Origin of the sequence: Streptomyces kaniharaensis, from assembly GCF_009569385.1 — a bacterium.
Lineage (GTDB): Bacteria > Actinomycetota > Actinomycetes > Streptomycetales > Streptomycetaceae > Kitasatospora > Kitasatospora kaniharaensis.
In genome coordinates this window covers 3,388,317-3,405,459 of the sequence record NZ_WBOF01000001.1, presented here as the reverse complement: position 1 = coordinate 3,405,459, position 17,143 = coordinate 3,388,317, and the positions used below count along the sequence as shown (strand labels likewise).

Here is a 17,143-nt window from a genome sequence, read left to right as displayed (position 1 = left end):
TCCGGGCGGCGGCGCGCCGGGCGATTCGGGCAACGGCCGCCGCACCGGCCGCCGTTACATCGTGCGGATCGCCACCGAGTCGCAGAGCGCCTCCAGGGCCTCCTTCGCCGGGCAGGCCGGCAGCGGGGCGAGCAGCGCGCGGGCCTCCTCGGCCTGCCGCAGGGTCTCCCGGCGGGCCCGCTCCAGCGCGGGGTGGCGGCGCAGCAGCCGCAGCGCCTCGGCGTGCAGCTCGTCGTCGGCGAGGTCCTGGGCGAGCAGCTCGCGCAGCCGGGTGTCCTCGGGGTCGGCGGGGTCGGCCGGCATCTGCTGGAGCAGCAGGGTCGGCAGGGTCGGCACGCCCTCGCGCAGGTCGGTGCCGGGGGTCTTGCCGGACTCGTGGCCGTCGCTGGCGATGTCGAGCACGTCGTCGGCCAGCTGGAACGCGATGCCGATCCGCTCGCCGTACTCGCTGAGGGTGTCCACCACCAGCGGGTCGGCGCCGGCCATCAGCGCTCCTATCTTGCAGGAGGCGGCGATCAGCGATCCGGTCTTGCCGGCCAGCACGTCGAGGTAGTGGTGCAGCGGGTCGGTGCCCGGGCCGGGGCCCTGGGTCTCCAGGATCTGACCGGTGACCAGCCGCTCGAAGGCGTCGGCCTGGAGCCGGACCGCCTCCGGGCCGAGGTCGGCGAGCACCTGGGAGGCGCGGGAGAACAGGAAGTCACCGGTGAGGATGGCCACCGAGTTGTCCCAGCGCGAGTTGGCGCTGGGGGCGCCGCGGCGCACCGGGGCCTCGTCCATGACGTCGTCGTGGTACAGGGTGGCGAGGTGGGTCAGCTCGACGACCACCGCTGCCGGCACCACGCCCGGCGCACCGGCGTCGCCGAACTGCGCGGCGAGGAGCAGGAGCAGCGGGCGGAAGCGCTTGCCTCCGGCCTCGATCAGGTGACTGGCGGTGACGGTGATGAAGGGGACGTCACTCTTGACGGACTCGGAGAGCGCCGCCTCCACCGCGTCCAGTCCGGCCTGAACGTCCCGGGTCAGGTCGCGGTCCTGCACGCTGAGCCCGAAGGGTCCCACGACGGTCACGAAGACCACTCCTCTGTCCCTGGTCGATCTAGCGGCCTGGTCCCTGAGTGCCGCCGCTGGCCATACAGGCAGGGTATCCGGTCACGAGTGGATCACTGCACGGGCGTGCGGATCCTGTCGTGATCGGGCCGTCGTCGCAGGTCAGAGGGGTGCGAAGGCACCGTGGCGGCGGGTCAGAATTCGACCGGAATATAAGGCCCGGAGATTGCGGCAAATGCGTGTCCGGGCCGCGCACCGAAGGGCGCGGCCCGGACGAAACGGGGGAAGCGGCGGGGATACGGCGGGAAAGACGGAATGCCGGTCGAGGCCGGCGGACGACCCGGGATCAGCGGACGAAGAGCGCGGCCTTCGACGCCAGGTCGAGGAAGTACTGCGGCAGCAGCCCGAGCCCGAGCGTGACCAGGACCCCGACCCCGATCGCCGTCGCCGTGAAGGCGCTCGGGATCGCGACCGTCGGACCGCCCGGCTGCGGATCCGAGAAGAACATCAGCACGATGACCCGGATGTAGAAGAACGCGGCCACCGCCGAGCTCAGCACACCGACGATCACCAGCGGCGTCGCGCCGCCGGCCGCCGCCGCCTGGAACACCGCGAACTTCCCGGTGAACCCGGAGGTCAGCGGGATGCCCGCGAAGGCCAGCAGGAACAGCGCGAACACCGCCGCCACCAGCGGCGATCGCCGGCCGAGCCCCGCCCAGCTGGACAGGTGCGTCGCCTCGCCCTTGGAGTCGCGCACCAGCGTCACCACGGCGAACGCGCCCAGCGTCACGAAGGAGTACGCCAGCAGGTAGAAGAGCACCGAGCTGAGCCCCTGCTTGTTGACGGCGATCACGCCGGTCAGGATGAACCCGGCGTGCGCGATCGAGGAGTAGGCGAGCAGCCGCTTCACGTCCTGCTGCGTCACCGCCAGCACCGCGCCGACCACCATGGTCAGGATCGCCACACCCCACAGCACCGGCCGCCAGTCCAGCCGCACGCCCGGGAACGCCACGTAGAACAGCCGCAGGAACGCCCCGAAGGCCGCGACCTTCGTGGCCGCCGCCATGAAGCCGGTCACCGGGGTCGGCGCGCCCTGGTACACGTCCGGGGTCCAGGAGTGGAAGGGCACCGCACCGACCTTGAAGAGCAGGCCGACGGACAGCATCGCCAGGCCGATCAGCAGCAGCACGTCGGTGCGGGTGGTGCTCAGCAGCGCCGGGGTGGTCATCGCCTTGCCGGAGATGACGTCCGCGATGTCGCCCAGCTTCACGCTGCCCGCGTAGCCGTACAGCAGCGCGGTGCCGAACAGGAAGAACGCCGAGGCGAAGGCGCCGAGCAGGAAGTACTTGACCGCCGCCTCCTGCGAGAGCAGCCGGCGGCGGCGGGCCAGCGCGCACAGCAGGTACAGCGGCAGCGAGAGGACCTCCAGCGCCACGAACATCGTCAGCAGATCGTTGGCGGCCGGGAAGAGCAGCATGCCGCCGACCGCGAACATCGTCAGCGGGAAGACCTCGCCGGTGGTGAGGCCCGCCCTGGTCGCGGCCCGCTCCTGCTCGCCGCCCGGGGTGGCGGCGGCCTGGGCGGCGAACGCGTCGGCCGGCTGTCCGCCCGCCCTGGGCTCCAGGCGCCGCTCGGCGTACGTCAGCACGGCGACCACGGCGACCAGCAGGATCACGCCCTGCAGGAACAGCGCCGGGCCGTCCATCGCGACCGACTCCATGGCGAGCAGGTCCATCCTGGTGGTGCCGTGGCCCTGCGCGGCGAGGACCACCACGGCGGCGAACGCGCCGGCCAGCCCGGTCAGGGCCAGCGTCACCTGCGTCCAGTGGCGGAACCGGCGGGGCACGAAGGCCTCCACCAGGACCCCGGCCACGGCGGCGCCGAACACCACCAGCATCGGGGAGAGTTGGCCGTACTCGATGTGCGGCGCCGGGATGCTGGGGGTGTTGCCGCTCACGGCGGCGAGCATGCCCGTGGTGCTCACTTGTGCGCACCTCCTGAGGTGGCGGCGACCGGGTGTGTCGGTGCCGGGTCGGACTGGTGGACCTGCGAGAGCGTCGCGTTCACCGCCGGGTTGACGAGGTCGGTGAGCGGCTTCGGGTAGACGCCCAGCAGGATGGTCAGCGCCACCAGCGGGGCGACGACGGCCAGTTCGCGGACCTTGAGGTCCGGCATCGCGGACACCTCGGCCTTCACCGGGCCGGTCATCGTGCGCTGGTACAGCAGCAGCGCGTACAGCGCGGCCAGCACGATGCCGAAGGTCGCGATGATGCCGATCGCCGGGTAGCGGGTGAACGTGCCCACCAGGACCAGGAACTCGCTGACGAACGGGGCGAGCCCCGGCAGCGACAGGGTGGCCAGGCCGCCGATCAGGAACGTCCCGGCGAGCACCGGGGCGACCTTCTGCACGCCGCCGTAGTCGGCGATCAGCCGCGACCCGCGACGCGAGATCAGGAAGCCGGCCACCAGCATCCACGCGGCGGTGGAGATGCCGTGGTTCACCATGTAGAGGGTCGCGCCGCTCTGTCCCTGGCTGGTCAGCGCGAAGATGCCCATGATGATGAACCCGAAGTGCGAGATCGAGGCGTACGCCACCAGTCGCTTGATGTCCTTCTGGCCGATCGCCAGCAGCGCGCCGTAGATGATCCCGATCACCGACAGCACCAGGATCGCCGGGGCGAAGGTCTTCGACGCGTCCGGGAACAGCCCGAGGCAGAAGCGCAGCATCGCGAAGGTGCCGACCTTGTCCACCACCGCGGTGATCAGGACGGCCGTCCCGGCGGTGGCCTCGCCCATCGCGTTCGGCAGCCAGGTGTGCAGCGGCCACAGCGGGGCCTTCACCGCGAAGGCGAAGAAGAATCCCAGGAACAGCGCCTTCGAGGCGGTGCCGCTGAGCTGCAGCTTCCCGTCGGCGATCGCCGAGGTGAGGGTCGGCAGGTCGAAGGTCGCGAAGCCCTGGTCCTGCGCGATCACGTACAGGCCGATCACGGCGGCCAGCATGACCAGGCCGCCGAGCAGGTTGTACAGCAGGAACTTGACGGCCGCGTAGGAGCGCTGGCGCGCCGACTCGGGGCCGCCGGCCCGGTCGCCGAAGCCGCCGATCAGGAAGTACATCGGGATCAGCATGGCTTCGAAGAACACGTAGAACACGAAGAGGTCGGTGGCGTAGAAGGAGACGATCACCATCGCCTCCACCGCGAGGATCAGGGCGAAGAATCCCTGGGTGCGGCGCCTGTTCTCGAAGGTGTCGTCAGGGGCGGCCCCCGCTCCCCCGCTGGCGGCCGGGACGGGCGGGTCGGCGTCGTGCCAGGAGGCCAGCATGATGACCGGCACCAGCACGGCGGTGAGCAGGGCCAGCACCGCGCCGATGCCGTCCACGCCCAGCGAGAAGCTGATGCCGAAGGAGCGGATCCAGCTGTACGACTCGGTCAGCTGGTAGCGGGCGCCGTGCGGGTCGAACCGCACGGCCACGGCGGCGGCCAGGGCCAGGGTGACGGCCGAGACGCCCAGCGCGACGGCCTTGGTGGTCGACCGCCGGGCCTCGGTGGACCCGGCGGGCAGGGCGGCGGTCAGCACCGCGCCGGCCGCCGGGACGGCGCAGGCGGCGGTCAGCAGGGCGCTCATGCTCCCACCTCGCTTGGGGGACGAGTCATCAGACGGACCTCATCAGGAGAGTCGTGGCGACCAGCACCAGCGTGCCGCCGAACATGGAGAGCGCGTACGAGCGGACGAAGCCGTTCTGGATCCGCCGCAGCCGCCCGGAGAGGCCACCGATCGTGGCGGCCAGGCCGTTGACGAAGCCGTCCAGGCCGCGGCTGTCGAAGAAGACCAGCGTCGCGGTCAGCGCCGAGCCGGGACGGACCAGGACGGCGCGGTTGAAGTCGTCCTGGAGCAGGTCACGGCGGGCGGCCCGGGTGAGCGGGGAGCCGACCGGAGGCACCACGGGGACGGCGGAGCGGCCGTACATCAGGTACGAGACGCCGACGCCGGCCAGCATGCAGGCCGTGGTGAGCAGGGTGACCGCCAGCGGGGTGAGCGGCGAGTTGCCCTCCTCGTAGCCGGTGACCGGCTCCAGCCAGGTCAGGAACGAGTCGTTGAACACGAACAGCCCGCCGGCGAAGACCGAACCGACGGCCAGCAGGATCATCGGCACCGTCATCGTCCTCGGCGACTCGTGCGGGTGCGGGGCGTTGCCCTCCGCGTCCGCCCGCCAGCGCTGCTCGCCGAAGAAGGTCAGCAGCATCACCCGGGTCATGTAGAACGCCGTGACGGCCGCGCCGACGAGTGCGCACAGGCCGAGGAGCCAGCCCTCGGTGCCGCCCTTGGCGAAGGCCGCCTCGATGATCTTGTCCTTGGAGAAGAAGCCGGACAGGCCCGGGAAGCCGATGATGGCCAGGTAGCCGAGGCCGAAGGTGACGAAGGTGACCGGCATGTACCTGCGCAGGCCGCCGTAACGACGCATGTCCACCTCGTCGTTCATGCCGTGCATGACCGACCCGGCGCCGAGGAACAGCCCGGCCTTGAAGAAGCCGTGCGTCACCAGGTGCATGATCGCGAAGGCGTAGCCGATCGGGCCGAGGCCGGCCGCGAGGATCATGTAGCCGATCTGCGACATGGTCGAGCCGGCCAGCGCCTTCTTGATGTCGTCCTTCGCGCAACCGACGATCGCACCGAACAGCAGCGTGACCGCGCCGACCACCACCACGGCGGTCTGCGCGTCCGGCGCCAGGTTGAAGATCGCGGCGGAGCGGGTGATCAGGTAGACGCCCGCGGTCACCATGGTGGCCGCGTGGATCAGGGCCGAGACCGGGGTCGGGCCCTCCATCGCGTCCCCGAGCCAGGACTGCAGCGGCACCTGCGCCGACTTGCCGCAGGCCGCCAGCAGCAGCATCAGGCCGATCGCCGTCAGCGTGCCCTCGCTCGCCCGGCTCGCCCCGCCGAACACCGGGCCGAAGGCGAAGGAGCCGAACTCGACGAACATCAGCATGATCGCGATCGACAGGCCCATGTCGCCGACGCGGTTGACGATGAACGCCTTCTTGGCGGCCGTCGCCGCGCTCGGCTTGTGCTGCCAGAACCCGATCAGCAGGTACGAGGCGAGGCCCACGCCCTCCCAACCGACGTACAGCAGCAGGTAGTTGTCCGCGACCACCAGCAGCAGCATGGCGGCCAGGAACAGGTTCAGGTACGCGAAGAACTGGCGACGGCGCTCGTCGTGCGCCATGTAGCCGACCGAGTAGAGGTGGATCAGCGTGCCGACGCCGGTGATCAGCAGGACGAACGTCATCGACAGCTGGTCGAGCAGGAACGACACGTCGGCCTGGAAACCGTTCACCGGGATCCAGCTGAACAGGTGCGTCGTGACCGCCCGGTGCGCGGTGTCGCGGCCCAGCATGTCCGAGAACAGCGCGAGGCCGAAGCCGAACGAGAGCGCCGCGAGCGCGGTGGCCAGCCAGTGGCCGGTCCGGTCCAGCGCCCGGCCACCGAGCAGCAGCAGGGCGGCACCGGCCAACGGAGCCGCCACGAGCAGCGGAATGAGAGAGTTCACCGAAGGCCCTCCGCCTACAGCTTCATCAGGTTGCTGTCGTCGACCGAAGCGGAGTGCCTGGTCCTGAAGATGGAGACGATGATCGCGAGGCCCACCACGACCTCGGCCGCCGCGACCACCATGGTGAAGAACGCGATGATCTGGCCGTCCAGGGTGCCGTGCAGCCGGGAGAAGGTGACCAGCGCCAGGTTCGAGGCGTTCAGCATCAGCTCGACGCACATGAACAGCACGATCGCGTTCCGCCGGATCAGCACACCGGCCGCACCGATGGTGAACAACAGGGCCGAGAGATAAAGGTAGTTGACCGGATTCACTCCGCGCCCTCCTCGTCGGCCTTCGGGTGCTTCCCGTTGCCCGCGCCGTTGTCGGCCGACACCGGCTCCAGGGACTTGCGCGGCCCGGTGACCGGCGGCCGCTCGGACGACGGCCGGCCCAGCCAGTCCGCCGTGGTGTTCTCCAACTCGGCCATCCGCTGCAGCATCGCCTGACTGACGTCCCGGATCTGGCCGCGCTGACGCAGCGTCTCCATCACCGACTCCTCGGCGACCGTGCCGTCCGGCAGCAACGCCGGAACGTCCACCGCGTTGTGCCGCGCGTACACGCCCGGCGCCGGCATCGGCGGCACCTGGATGTTGTCCTTGACCCGCTGGGCGGCCAGCTCGCGCTGCGTCCTCGGGGCCGTCACGTGCTCCCGGTGGGTCAGCACCATCGCCGCGACCGCCGCCGTGATCAGCAGCGCGCCGGTGACCTCGAACGCCCAGACGTACCGGGTGAAGATCAGCCGGGCCAGACCGGGCACGTTGCCCTCGGCGTTCGCCTCGTGCAGGCCGGTGAAGTGGTCCAGCCTCGCGTTCGCGATCCCGGCGATCAGCAGCACGCCGAAGCCGAGCCCGCACAGCACCGCGGCGAACCGCTGGCCCCTCAGCTGCTCCCTCAGCGAGTCCGCACTGGTGACACCCACCAGCATCACCACGAACAGGAACAGCATCATGATCGCGCCGGTGTAGACGACGATCTGCACCACGCCCAGGAACACCGCGCCCTGGGCCATGTAACAGACCGCCAGCGCCAGCATGGTGGCCGCCAGGCAGAGCGCGCTGTGCACGGCCCTCCTCATCAGCAGCATGCCGAGCGCGCCGCCGACCGCGATCACCGCGAGCACCCAGAACTGGACGGCCTCGCCGGTGGAGGTCGTCCCAGTGGCTTCCGCGAGACGTGTGATCACTGCTGGGCCTCATTCTCCCGGTCGGTACGCTCCTGCTGGACCGTCCCCGGCGCCGCCCCCGTGATCTCGCCCCGGTAGTACGCGCCCTCGTCGGCGCCCGGGAAGATCGCGTGCGGGGTGTCGACCATGCCCTCGGACAGGCCCACCAGCAGCTGCTCCTTGGTGAAGATCAGGTCCCGGCGGGAGGAGTCCGCGAGCTCGTACTCGTTCGTCATGGTCAGCGCCCGGGTCGGGCAGGCCTCGATGCACAGCCCGCACAGGATGCAGCGGGCGTAGTTGATCTGGTACACCGCGCCGTAGCGCTCACCCGGCGAGTAACGCTCCTCGTCCCGGTTGTCCGCGCCCTCGACGTAGATCGCGTCCGCCGGGCAGGCCCAGGCGCACAGCTCGCAGCCGACGCACTTCTCCAGGCCGTCCGGGTGCCGGTTCAGCTGATGGCGGCCGTGGAAGCGCGGGGCGGTGGGCTTCTTCTGCTCCGGGTACTGCTCGGTGAGCCGCTTCTTGAACATGGCCCTGAAGGTCACGCCGAAGCCGGCGGCCGGGCCGAGGATCGACGGCCGGTCGGGCCGCTCGGGCCCTTGGGACGCAGGTGTGTGGTCGGACGGCATCCCGGATCAGCTCCCTTCGGAATGGTCGGCCCCGTTGAGGGCGTCCTGGAGTTGCTTCGGGGCGCGGCTGCGCCGGCGCGGCACGGGCGGCAGCTGCTGACCCGGCATCGGGGGCACCGGGTAGCCGCCGGCCATCGGGTCGAACTCTCCCGGCGGGTGGGGTGCCTGGGGCTCCGGCGCCTTGCGCAGGAAGTCTCGCAGCAGAGCGATCAGCAGGATCACCCCGACCGGGCCGCCGACGTACAGCACCACCTGGCCGAAGGCGTAGCCCTCGTTGCGCAGCGCCCGGACGCTGGCGATCAGCACCAGCCACACCAGCGAGACCGGGATCAGCACCTTCCAGCCGAGCTTCATGAACTGGTCGTAGCGGAACCGGGGAAGAGTGCCGCGCAGCCAGATGAAGAAGAACAGCAGGAGCTGGATCTTCAGCGTGATCCACAGCAGTGGCCACCAGCCGTGGTTGGCGCCCTCCCAGAACGTGGACACCGGCCAGGGGGCCCGCCAGCCGCCCAGGAACAGGGTGGCGGCGACGGCCGAGACGGTCACCATGTTGACGTACTCGGCCAGCATGAACATCGCGAACTTCAGCGAGGAGTACTCGGTGTTGAAACCGCCGACCAGCTCGCCCTCGGCCTCCGGGAGGTCGAACGGCGCCCGGTTCGTCTCGCCGACCATCGAGATGATGTAGACGATGAACGACACCGGCAGCAGCGCCGCGAACCACGTCGGCTGCTGGTGGGCGACGATCTCCGAGGTCGACATCGAGCCCGAGTAGATGAACACCGCCGCGAAGGACAGACCCATCGCGATCTCGTAGCTGATCATCTGCGCGGACGAGCGCAGCCCGCCCAGCAGCGGGTACGTCGAACCGGAGGACCAGCCGGCCAGCACGATGCCGTAGATGCCGACCGAGGCGGTGGCCAGGATGTAGAGCAGCGCCACCGGGAAGTCGGTCAGCTGCATCGCGGTGCGGGTGCCGAAGATCGACACCTCGTCGCCGGCCGGGCCGAACGGGATCACCGCGAAGGCCATGAAGGCCGGAACGGCGGCGACGATCGGGGCCAGGATGTAGACCACCTTGTCCGAGCCCTTGACCACCAGGTCTTCCTTGAGGGCCAGCTTCACGCCGTCCGCGAGGGACTGCAGCATTCCCCAGGGGCCGTGCCGGTTCGGCCCGATGCGCAGCTGCATCCAGGCCACCACCTTGCGCTCCCACACGATGGCGATCAGCACGGTCAGGACCAGGAAGGCGAAGCAGAAGACCGCCTTCAGCAGGACCAGCCACCAGGGGTCGTGGCCGAAGAACTGGAGCGTCTCGTACGGCTGCGGGGTCATCGGTCCTCCCCTTCGGTGGCCTCGGTGGCCTCGGTGGCCTCGGTGGCCTCTTCGCCGTCGGCCCCGTCCCGCACGGCGGGTTCGAGGTCCGCGGCGGCGATCGTGACCAGGTGTCCGACGGTGGTGCCGAGCGTGCGGTAGGCGCCGCCCGGCGTGGAGTTGAGCGGGATCCAGACCGTGCGGTCGGGCAGCGAGTCGGTGATCTCCAGCGGCAGGGTGAGCGAGCCCGCCGGGCCGGTCAGCCGCAGGGCGCGACCCGCGGTCTCGTCCGCCCCGACCTCCGCGCCGAGCTCCTTCGCGCCGAGCTCCTTCGCGGTGGCGGCCGAGATCCGGGCGACCGCCCTGTGCCGGGTGCCGGCCAGGTGCGGATCGCCCTGCTGGAGCGTGCCGTTGTCGAGCAGCTGGCGCCACCCGGCCAGCACCGCCTGCCCGGCGGCCGGGCGGGGCAGCAGGCCGGGGTGCGCGGCCGGGTCGGCGGCCCGCTCGCCGGTCCACGGCGTGAACCGGTCCAGCTCCAGCCGGGCGGCGCGGACGTCGGGCAGGCCGAGCCGGTGGCCCAGCGCGTCCGCCAGCATGTCCAGCACCCGGACGTCCGAATGCAGGTGACGGCCCATCTGCTGGTCCGGCTTGAGCGCCGACTCGAACATCCGCACCCGGCCCTCCCAGTCCAGGAAGGTGCCGGCCTTCTCGGCCACCGCGGCCACCGGCAGCACCACGTCGGCTCGCGCGGTGACGGCCGACGGGCGCAGCTCCAGCGACACCACGAACGGCACCGCGGCCAGCGCCTCGTCGGCGAGCGCCGGATCCGGCAGGTCGTCCGGGTCGACGCCGCCGACCAGCAGCGCGTCCAGCTCGCCGTGCGCGGCGGCCTTGAGGATCTGCTCGGTGTCCCGGCCGAGCCGGGACGGCAGGTCGGGGACCCCCCACGCGGCGGCGGCCTCGGCCCGCGCGGCCGGGGCGGCCACCGGACGGCCCCCGGGCAGCAGCCCGGGCAGCGCGCCCGCCTCCACCGCGCCCCGCTCGCCGGCCCGGCGCGGCACCCAGGCCAGCCGGGCGCCGGTGGCGTGCGCGAGGCGCAGCACCGTGGTCAGCGCGCCGGGGACCGCGGCCAGCCGCTCGCCCGCGAGGATCACCGCACCGGGGCTGCGCAGCAGTTCGGCGGCCTGCCCGGCGTCGTCGTTCAGCGGCTCGTCTGCGGCCAGGGCCGCGAACCACTCCGGCTCGGTGCCGGGGGCGGCCGGCAGCAGCGCGCCGCGCAGCTTGGCCAGGCCCCGGGAGGCGAACGCGGCCACCGAGAACACCTTGAGGCCGCGGCTGCGGCAGGCCTTGCGCAGCCGCAGGAAGACGATCGGCGACTCCTCCTCGGGCTCGAAGCCCGCCAGCAGGACGGCCGGCGCCTGCTCCAGGTCCTCGTAGGTGAGGCCCGCACCGTCCACGTCCACGCCGCGTCCGGCGACGGCGGCGGCCAGGAAGTCCGCCTCCTCGCCGCTGTGCGGGCGGGCCCGGAAGTCGACGTCGTTGGTGCCGAGCACCACGCGCGCGAACTTCGCGTACGCGTAGGCGTCCTCGACGGTGACCCGGCCGCCGGCCAGCACGCCGGTGCGGGCGCCGCGCAAGCCCGCGGCTGCCCGGGCCAGCGCCTCCGGCCAGGAAGCGGGCACGAGTTCGCCGTCCTCGCGGACCAGCGGAGTGGTGATCCGGTCGCGCTGCTGGGCGTACCGGAAGGCGAACCGGCCCTTGTCGCAGTTCCACTCCTCGTTGACCGCCGGGTCCTCGCCGGCCAGGCGCCGCAGCACCTTGCCGCGCCGGTGGTCGGTGCGCTGGGCGCAGCCGGAGGCGCAGTGCTCGCAGACGCTCGGCGAGGAGACCAGGTCGAACGGGCGGGAGCGGAAACGGTAGGCCGCCGAGGTCAGCGCGCCGACCGGGCAGATCTGGATGGTGTTGCCGGAGAAGTAGGACTCGAAGTCGTCGCCCTGGCCGGTGCCGACCTGCTGGAGCGCGCCGCGCTCGACCAGGTCGATGAACGGGTCCCCCGCGATCTGCTGCGAGAAGCGGGTGCAGCGCGCGCACAGCACGCAGCGCTCCCGGTCCAGCAGCACCTGGCTGCTGATCGGGACGGGCTTCTCGTAGGTGCGCTTCATCCCCTCGAAGCGGGAGTCGGCGTCGCCGGTGGACATCGCCTGGTTCTGCAGCGGGCACTCGCCGCCCTTGTCGCAGACCGGGCAGTCCAGCGGGTGGTTGATCAGCAGCAGCTCCATCACGCCGCGCTGGGCCTTCTCGGCCACCGGCGAGCTGAGCTGGGTGCGGACCACCATGCCCTCGGCGACCGGGATGGTGCAGGACGCGACGGGCTTGCGCTGGCCCTCGATCTCGACGATGCACTGCCGGCAGGCGCCGGCCGGGTCGAGCAGCGGGTGGTCGCAGAAGCGCGGGATCTGGGTGCCGATCCGCTCGGCGGCCCGGATCACCAACGTCCCCTTGGGGACCTGCACTTCGACGCCGTCGATGGTGAGCGTGACCAGCTCGACCCGGGCCTTGTCGCCCGTGGCGGCGGATGGCTCTGTGATCGTCACGCGTGCACCTCCCTTTCGGTGGCGGACTGGTGGCCGGGGCGGGACCCGTCGGCCCAGACGGTGGAGGCGGCCGGGTCGAACGGGCAGCGGCGCTCGGCCAGGTGCTGCTCGTACTCGGCCCGGAAGTGCTGCAGCGAGGAGACGATCGGGCTGGCCGCGCCGTCGCCGAGCGCGCAGAAGGACTTGCCGTTGATGTTGTCGGCGATGTCGAGGAGCTTCTCCAGATCCCCGTCGACGCCCTCACCGGCCTCGATCCGCTTGAGCAACTGGACCAGCCAGTAGGTGCCTTCGCGGCACGGGGTGCACTTGCCGCAGGACTCGTGGGCGTAGAACTCGGTCCAGCGGGTGACGGCCCGCACCACGCAGGTCGTCTCGTCGAAGATCTGCAGGGCCTTGGTGCCGAGCATCGAGCCGGCCGCGCCGACGCCCTCGTAGTCCAGCGGAACGTCCAGGTGCTCGTCGGTGAACATCGGGGTGGACGAGCCGCCCGGGGTCCAGAACTTGAGCCGGTGGCCGGCGCGGACGCCGCCGCTCATGTCCAGCAGCTGGCGCAGCGTGATGCCCAGCGGGGCCTCGTACTGGCCCGGGTTGGTGACGTGGCCGGACAGCGAGTAGAGCGTGAAGCCGGGGGACTTCTCGGTGCCCAGGCTCTTGAACCACTCCTTGCCCCGGGCCAGGATCGGCGGCACCGACGCGATCGACTCGACGTTGTTGACCACCGTCGGACAGGCGTACAGGCCCGCGATGGCCGGGAACGGGGGCCGCAACCGGGGCTGGCCGCGGCGGCCCTCCAGCGAGTCGAGCAGCGCCGTCTCCTCGCCGCAGATGTAGGCGCCGGCGCCGGCGTGCACGGTGATGTCGAGGTCGACGCCGGAGCGGAGGATGTTCCGGCCCAGCAGCCCCGCCTCGTACGCCTCCGCGACCGCCGCGTGCAGGCGGCGCAGCACCGGGACGACCTCGCCGCGCAGGTAGATGAACGCGTGGTCGCAGCGGATCGCGTACGAGGCGATGATCATCCCCTCGATCAGCGCGTGCGGGTTGGCGAACAGCAGCGGGATGTCCTTGCAGGTGCCCGGCTCGGACTCGTCCGCGTTGACCACCAGGTAGTGCGGCTTGCCGTCGTTCTGCGGGATGAACTGCCACTTCATGCCGGTCGGGAAGCCGGCGCCGCCGCGGCCGCGCAGGCCGGCGTCCTTTACCAGCGCGATCACGTCGTCCGGGGGCATCTTGAGGGCCGCCTTCAGGCCCACGTAGCCCTGGTGGCGGCGGTAGGTGGCCAGCGTCCACGGGCGCCTGTCCTCCCAGGAGGCGGACAGGACCGGGGTGAGCAGCTTCTCGGCCGGCTCGGCGGAGGTCATCACGCTTCGGTCCCTTCCTGGCCCGGCCGTTCCTCGTGGCGGGGTGACACGACCTTGGTGCCGCCGGTGCCGGGCAGGGCCTCGCCCTTGGCCAGGCGCAGGCCCGCCATCGAGGGCGCGCCGCCGGCGCCGGACTCGTCGTTGGCGCCGGGGCGCTCGTCGGGGAAGCCGGCCAGGATCCGGGCGGTCTCCTTGAAGCCGCACAGCCGGGCGCCGCGGGTGGGCCGCACCTCGCGGCCCGCGCGCAGGTCGTCGACCAGCCGCTTGGCGCTCTCCGGGGTCTGGTCGTCGAAGAACTCCCAGTTGACCATCACCACGGGGGCGTAGTCGCAGGCCGCGTTGCACTCGATGTGCTCGATCGAGATCTGGCCGTCGTCGGTGGTCTCGTTGTTGCGGATGCCCAGGTGCTCCTGGAGCTCGTCGAAGATCTGGTCGCCGCCGAGCACCGCGCACAGGGTGTTGGTGCAGACGCCGACGTGGTACTTCCCGGCCGGACGCCGCCGGTACATGGTGTAGAAGGTGGCGACCGCGGTGACCTCGGCGGTGGTGAGGTCCAGCTGCTCGGCGCAGAACCGGATGCCGGTCGGGCTGACGAAGCCCTCCTCGGCCTGCACCAGGTGCAGCAGCGGCAGCAGCGCCGAACGGGCCACCGGGTAGCGGCCGATCAGCTCCGCGGCGTCGGCGGCGAGCCGGGCGCGCACCTCCTCGGGGTACGGCCTGGCCGGCAGCGCCGGCATCCCCAACTGGACGTCTGTCACCGGTCCACGCCTCCCATCACCGGGTCGATCCCGGCCACCGCGACGATCACGTCGGCGACCTGGCCGCCCTCGCACATCGCCGCCATCGTCTGCAGATTGGTGAACGACGGGTCCCTGAAGTGGACCCGGTACGGGCGCGTCCCGCCGTCGCTGACCACGTGCACGCCCAGCTCGCCCTTGGGCGACTCGACCGCCGCGTACGCCTGGCCGACCGGGACCCGGAAGCCCTCGGTGACCAGCTTGAAGTGGTGGATCAGGGCCTCCATCGAGGTGCCCATGATCTTGCGGATGTGGTCGAGCGAGTTGCCCATCCCGTCGGGGCCGACGGCGAGTTGGGCGGGCCAGGCGATCTTCTTGTCAGCCACCATCACCGGGCCGGGACGCAGCCGGTCGAGGCACTGCTCGACGATCCGCAGCGACTGCTTCATCTCCTCCAGGCGGATCAGGAAGCGACCGAAGGAGTCGGCGCTGTCGGCGATCGCGACCTCGAAGTCGTAGTTCTCGTAGCCGCAGTACGGGTCGGTCTTGCGCAGGTCGTGCGGCAGGCCGGTGGCCCGCAGGATCGGGCCGGTCGCGCCGAGGGCCAGGCAGCCGGGCAGGTCGAGGAAGCCGACGTCCACCAGGCGGGCCTTGAACACCGGGTTACCGGTGGCGAGTTTGTCGTACTCGTGCATCCGGGAGCGCAGGACCTTGATCGCCTCGCGGATCTGGTCGACGGCGCCGGGCGGCAGGTCCTGGGCGAGGCCGCCGGGGCGGACGTACGCGTGGTTCATCCGCAGGCCGGTGACCAGCTCGAAGACGTCCAGGATCAGCTCGCGGTCCCGGAACCCGTAGATCATCAGCGTCGTGGAGCCGATCTCCATACCGCCGGTGGCGAGGCAGACCAGGTGCGAGGCGATCCGGTTGAGCTCCATCATCATGACGCGGATGACGGTGGCCCGGTCCGGGATGTCGCCGGTGATGCCGAGCAGCTTCTCGACCGCCAGGCAGTAGGCGGTCTCGTTGAACAGCGGGGTCAGGTAGTCCATCCGGGTCACGAAGGTGGTGCCCTGGACCCAGTTGCGGAGCTCCATGTTCTTCTCGATGCCGGTGTGGAGGTAGCCGACGCCGCAGCGGGCCTCCTTCACCGTCTCGCCGTCGATCTCCAGGATCAGCCGCAGCACACCGTGCGTGGACGGGTGCTGCGGACCCATGTTGACGATGATGCGCTCGTCGTCGGCCCGGCCGACCGCCTCGACCACCTCGCCCCAGTCGCCGCCGGTGACCGTGAAGACCCGGCCCTCGGTGGTCTCCCGGGCCTGGGCCTCCTCGGCCCCGGGGCTGGCTCCGGGCGCCTCTTCGTAGTGCTGAGTGCTCATCAGCTGTACGACCTCCGCTGGTCGGGCGCCGGGATCTGGGCGCCCTTGTACTCGACGGGGATGCCGCCGAGCGGGTAGTCCTTGCGCTGCGGGTGGCCCAGCCAGTCGTCCGGCATCATGATCCGGGTGAGCGCCGGGTGGCCGTCGAAGACCAGGCCGAAGAAGTCGTAGGCCTCGCGCTCGTGCCAGTCGTTGGTCGGGTAGACGCTCACCACGGACGGGATGTGCGGGTCGGCGTCCGGCGCGGTGACCTCCACCCGGATCAGCCGGCCGTGGGTGATCGAACGCAGGTGGTAGACCGCGTGCAGCTCGCGGCCCTTGTCGCCGGGGTAGTGCACGCCGCTCACGCCGAGGCACAGCTCGAAGCGGAGCGCCGGGTCGTCGCGCAGGGTGCGGACGGTCTGGAGGAGATGGCCGCGGTCGACGTGGAAGGTCAGCTCGCCGCGGTCCACGACGGTCTTCTCGATCACCTCGGCCGGGTCCAGGCCCTGCTCCTCCAGCGCTCCCTCCAGCTCGTCGGCGACCTCGTCGAACCAGCCGCCGTACGGCCGTTCGCTCGGACCGGGCAGCACGATCGGCGCGGCCAGGCCGCTGAAACCGGAGGTGTCGCCGCTGTCCCGGGCCCCGAACATGCCCTGGCGGCGGCCGACCACCTCGACCGGGATCTCGCGGACCGGCTGCTCGCGGCGGGTCTCTGGTAGCTGGTCGCTCATCGCAGCTGCCCCCGCATCTCGCCGAGCGGCACGGCCTTCAGAGCGAGCGCCTCACCGAGCTCCTCGGCCCGGCGCCTGTTCACGCCCAGCGGCTCGTGCTGGATCTTGTCGTGCAGCTTCAGGATGGCGTCCAACAGCATCTCCGGGCGGGGCGGACAGCCGGGCAGGTAGATGTCCACCGGGACGATGTGGTCGACGCCCTGCACGATCGCGTAGTTGTTGAACATCCCGCCGGAGGAGGCGCAGACGCCCATCGAGATGACCCACTTCGGGTTGGCCATCTGGTCGTACACCTGGCGCAGCACCGGGGCCATCTTCTGGCTCACCCGGCCCGCCACGATCATCAGATCGGCCTGCCGGGGGGAGCCCCGGAAGACCTCCATGCCGAACCGGGCCAGGTCGTAGCGGCCGGCGCCGGTGGTCATCATCTCGATCGCGCAGCAGGCCAGACCGAAGGTGGCCGGGAAGAGTGACGCCTTGCGCACCCAGCCGGCGGCCGTCTCCACGGTCGTGAGCAGAAAGCCGCTCGGCAGCTTCTCCTCGATTCCCATCAGATCCCTCTCAATGCCCTCAAGTCCTGTGGTTCATCGGCCGGTTCTGGCTTGTCCGCTCGCTCGGGCTTG

The 17,143-nt window shown here is 71.2% G+C and carries 14 protein-coding genes; all 14 read right to left on the bottom strand.

Going from position 1 to position 17,143, the window contains the following annotated elements:
• Positions 1–54 precede the first annotated feature (54 nt).
• The 14 genes from F7Q99_RS15615 to F7Q99_RS15550 all read right to left on the bottom strand — a co-directional run bounded on the left by F7Q99_RS15615 (position 55) and on the right by F7Q99_RS15550 (position 17,071).
• On the bottom strand, positions 55–1,065 hold the full coding sequence (locus tag F7Q99_RS15615; RefSeq protein WP_326846705.1) for a polyprenyl synthetase family protein: 1,011 nt from the start codon (positions 1,063–1,065) through the stop codon (positions 55–57).
• A gap of 325 nt (positions 1,066–1,390) precedes the next feature.
• On the bottom strand, positions 1,391–3,013 hold the full coding sequence (nuoN, locus tag F7Q99_RS15610) for an NADH-quinone oxidoreductase subunit NuoN (RefSeq protein WP_153466234.1): 1,623 nt from the start codon (positions 3,011–3,013) through the stop codon (positions 1,391–1,393).
• 11 nt (positions 3,014–3,024) lie between these two features.
• Complete coding sequence (locus tag F7Q99_RS15605) at positions 3,025–4,668, bottom strand: NADH-quinone oxidoreductase subunit M (protein WP_153462040.1); 1,644 nt, start codon at positions 4,666–4,668, stop codon at positions 3,025–3,027.
• 28 nt (positions 4,669–4,696) lie between these two features.
• The gene (gene nuoL / locus F7Q99_RS15600) at positions 4,697–6,592 is read right to left on the bottom strand and encodes an NADH-quinone oxidoreductase subunit L (RefSeq protein ID WP_326846704.1); all 1,896 of its coding nucleotides are present in this window, start codon (positions 6,590–6,592) and stop codon (positions 4,697–4,699) included.
• A 14-nt stretch (positions 6,593–6,606) separates the two neighbouring features.
• Complete coding sequence (gene nuoK, locus F7Q99_RS15595; RefSeq protein ID WP_195911268.1) at positions 6,607–6,906, bottom strand: NADH-quinone oxidoreductase subunit NuoK; 300 nt, start codon at positions 6,904–6,906, stop codon at positions 6,607–6,609.
• On the bottom strand, positions 6,903–7,814 hold the full coding sequence (locus F7Q99_RS15590) for an NADH-quinone oxidoreductase subunit J (protein ID WP_326847208.1): 912 nt from the start codon (positions 7,812–7,814) through the stop codon (positions 6,903–6,905). Before F7Q99_RS15590 ends, nuoK begins: the two co-directional genes overlap by 4 nt.
• Positions 7,814–8,425, bottom strand: coding sequence for an NADH-quinone oxidoreductase subunit NuoI (gene nuoI, locus F7Q99_RS15585; protein ID WP_153462038.1), 612 nt, complete (start codon positions 8,423–8,425; stop codon positions 7,814–7,816). Before nuoI ends, F7Q99_RS15590 begins: the two co-directional genes overlap by 1 nt.
• Before the next feature lie 6 nt (positions 8,426–8,431).
• Positions 8,432–9,760: an NADH-quinone oxidoreductase subunit NuoH gene (gene nuoH, locus F7Q99_RS15580; RefSeq protein ID WP_153462036.1), complete on the bottom strand. Its 1,329-nt coding sequence runs from the start codon at positions 9,758–9,760 to the stop codon at positions 8,432–8,434.
• Positions 9,757–12,333, bottom strand: a complete 2,577-nt coding sequence (locus F7Q99_RS15575; RefSeq protein WP_326846703.1) for an NADH-quinone oxidoreductase subunit G — start codon at positions 12,331–12,333, stop codon at positions 9,757–9,759. The genes nuoH and F7Q99_RS15575 overlap by 4 nt, the downstream gene beginning before the upstream one ends.
• Complete coding sequence (gene nuoF / locus F7Q99_RS15570; RefSeq protein ID WP_153462032.1) at positions 12,330–13,691, bottom strand: NADH-quinone oxidoreductase subunit NuoF; 1,362 nt, start codon at positions 13,689–13,691, stop codon at positions 12,330–12,332. Before nuoF ends, F7Q99_RS15575 begins: the two co-directional genes overlap by 4 nt.
• A complete protein-coding gene (gene nuoE, locus F7Q99_RS15565; RefSeq protein WP_326846702.1) occupies positions 13,691–14,449 on the bottom strand; it encodes an NADH-quinone oxidoreductase subunit NuoE in 759 nt (252 codons plus the stop codon). Before nuoE ends, nuoF begins: the two co-directional genes overlap by 1 nt.
• Positions 14,446–15,807, bottom strand: coding sequence for an NADH-quinone oxidoreductase subunit D (locus F7Q99_RS15560; protein ID WP_153462030.1), 1,362 nt, complete (start codon positions 15,805–15,807; stop codon positions 14,446–14,448). Before F7Q99_RS15560 ends, nuoE begins: the two co-directional genes overlap by 4 nt.
• Positions 15,807–16,520 carry an NADH-quinone oxidoreductase subunit C gene (locus tag F7Q99_RS15555; RefSeq protein WP_153462028.1) on the bottom strand — a complete coding sequence of 238 codons (714 nt, stop codon included), beginning with the start codon at positions 16,518–16,520 and terminating at the stop codon, positions 15,807–15,809. The genes F7Q99_RS15560 and F7Q99_RS15555 overlap by 1 nt, the downstream gene beginning before the upstream one ends.
• Positions 16,517–17,071 (bottom strand): NuoB/complex I 20 kDa subunit family protein, encoded by a 555-nt coding sequence (locus tag F7Q99_RS15550; protein WP_153462026.1) that lies wholly within the window; start codon positions 17,069–17,071, stop codon positions 16,517–16,519. The genes F7Q99_RS15555 and F7Q99_RS15550 overlap by 4 nt, the downstream gene beginning before the upstream one ends.
• Between the last annotated feature and the right edge of the window lie 72 nt (positions 17,072–17,143).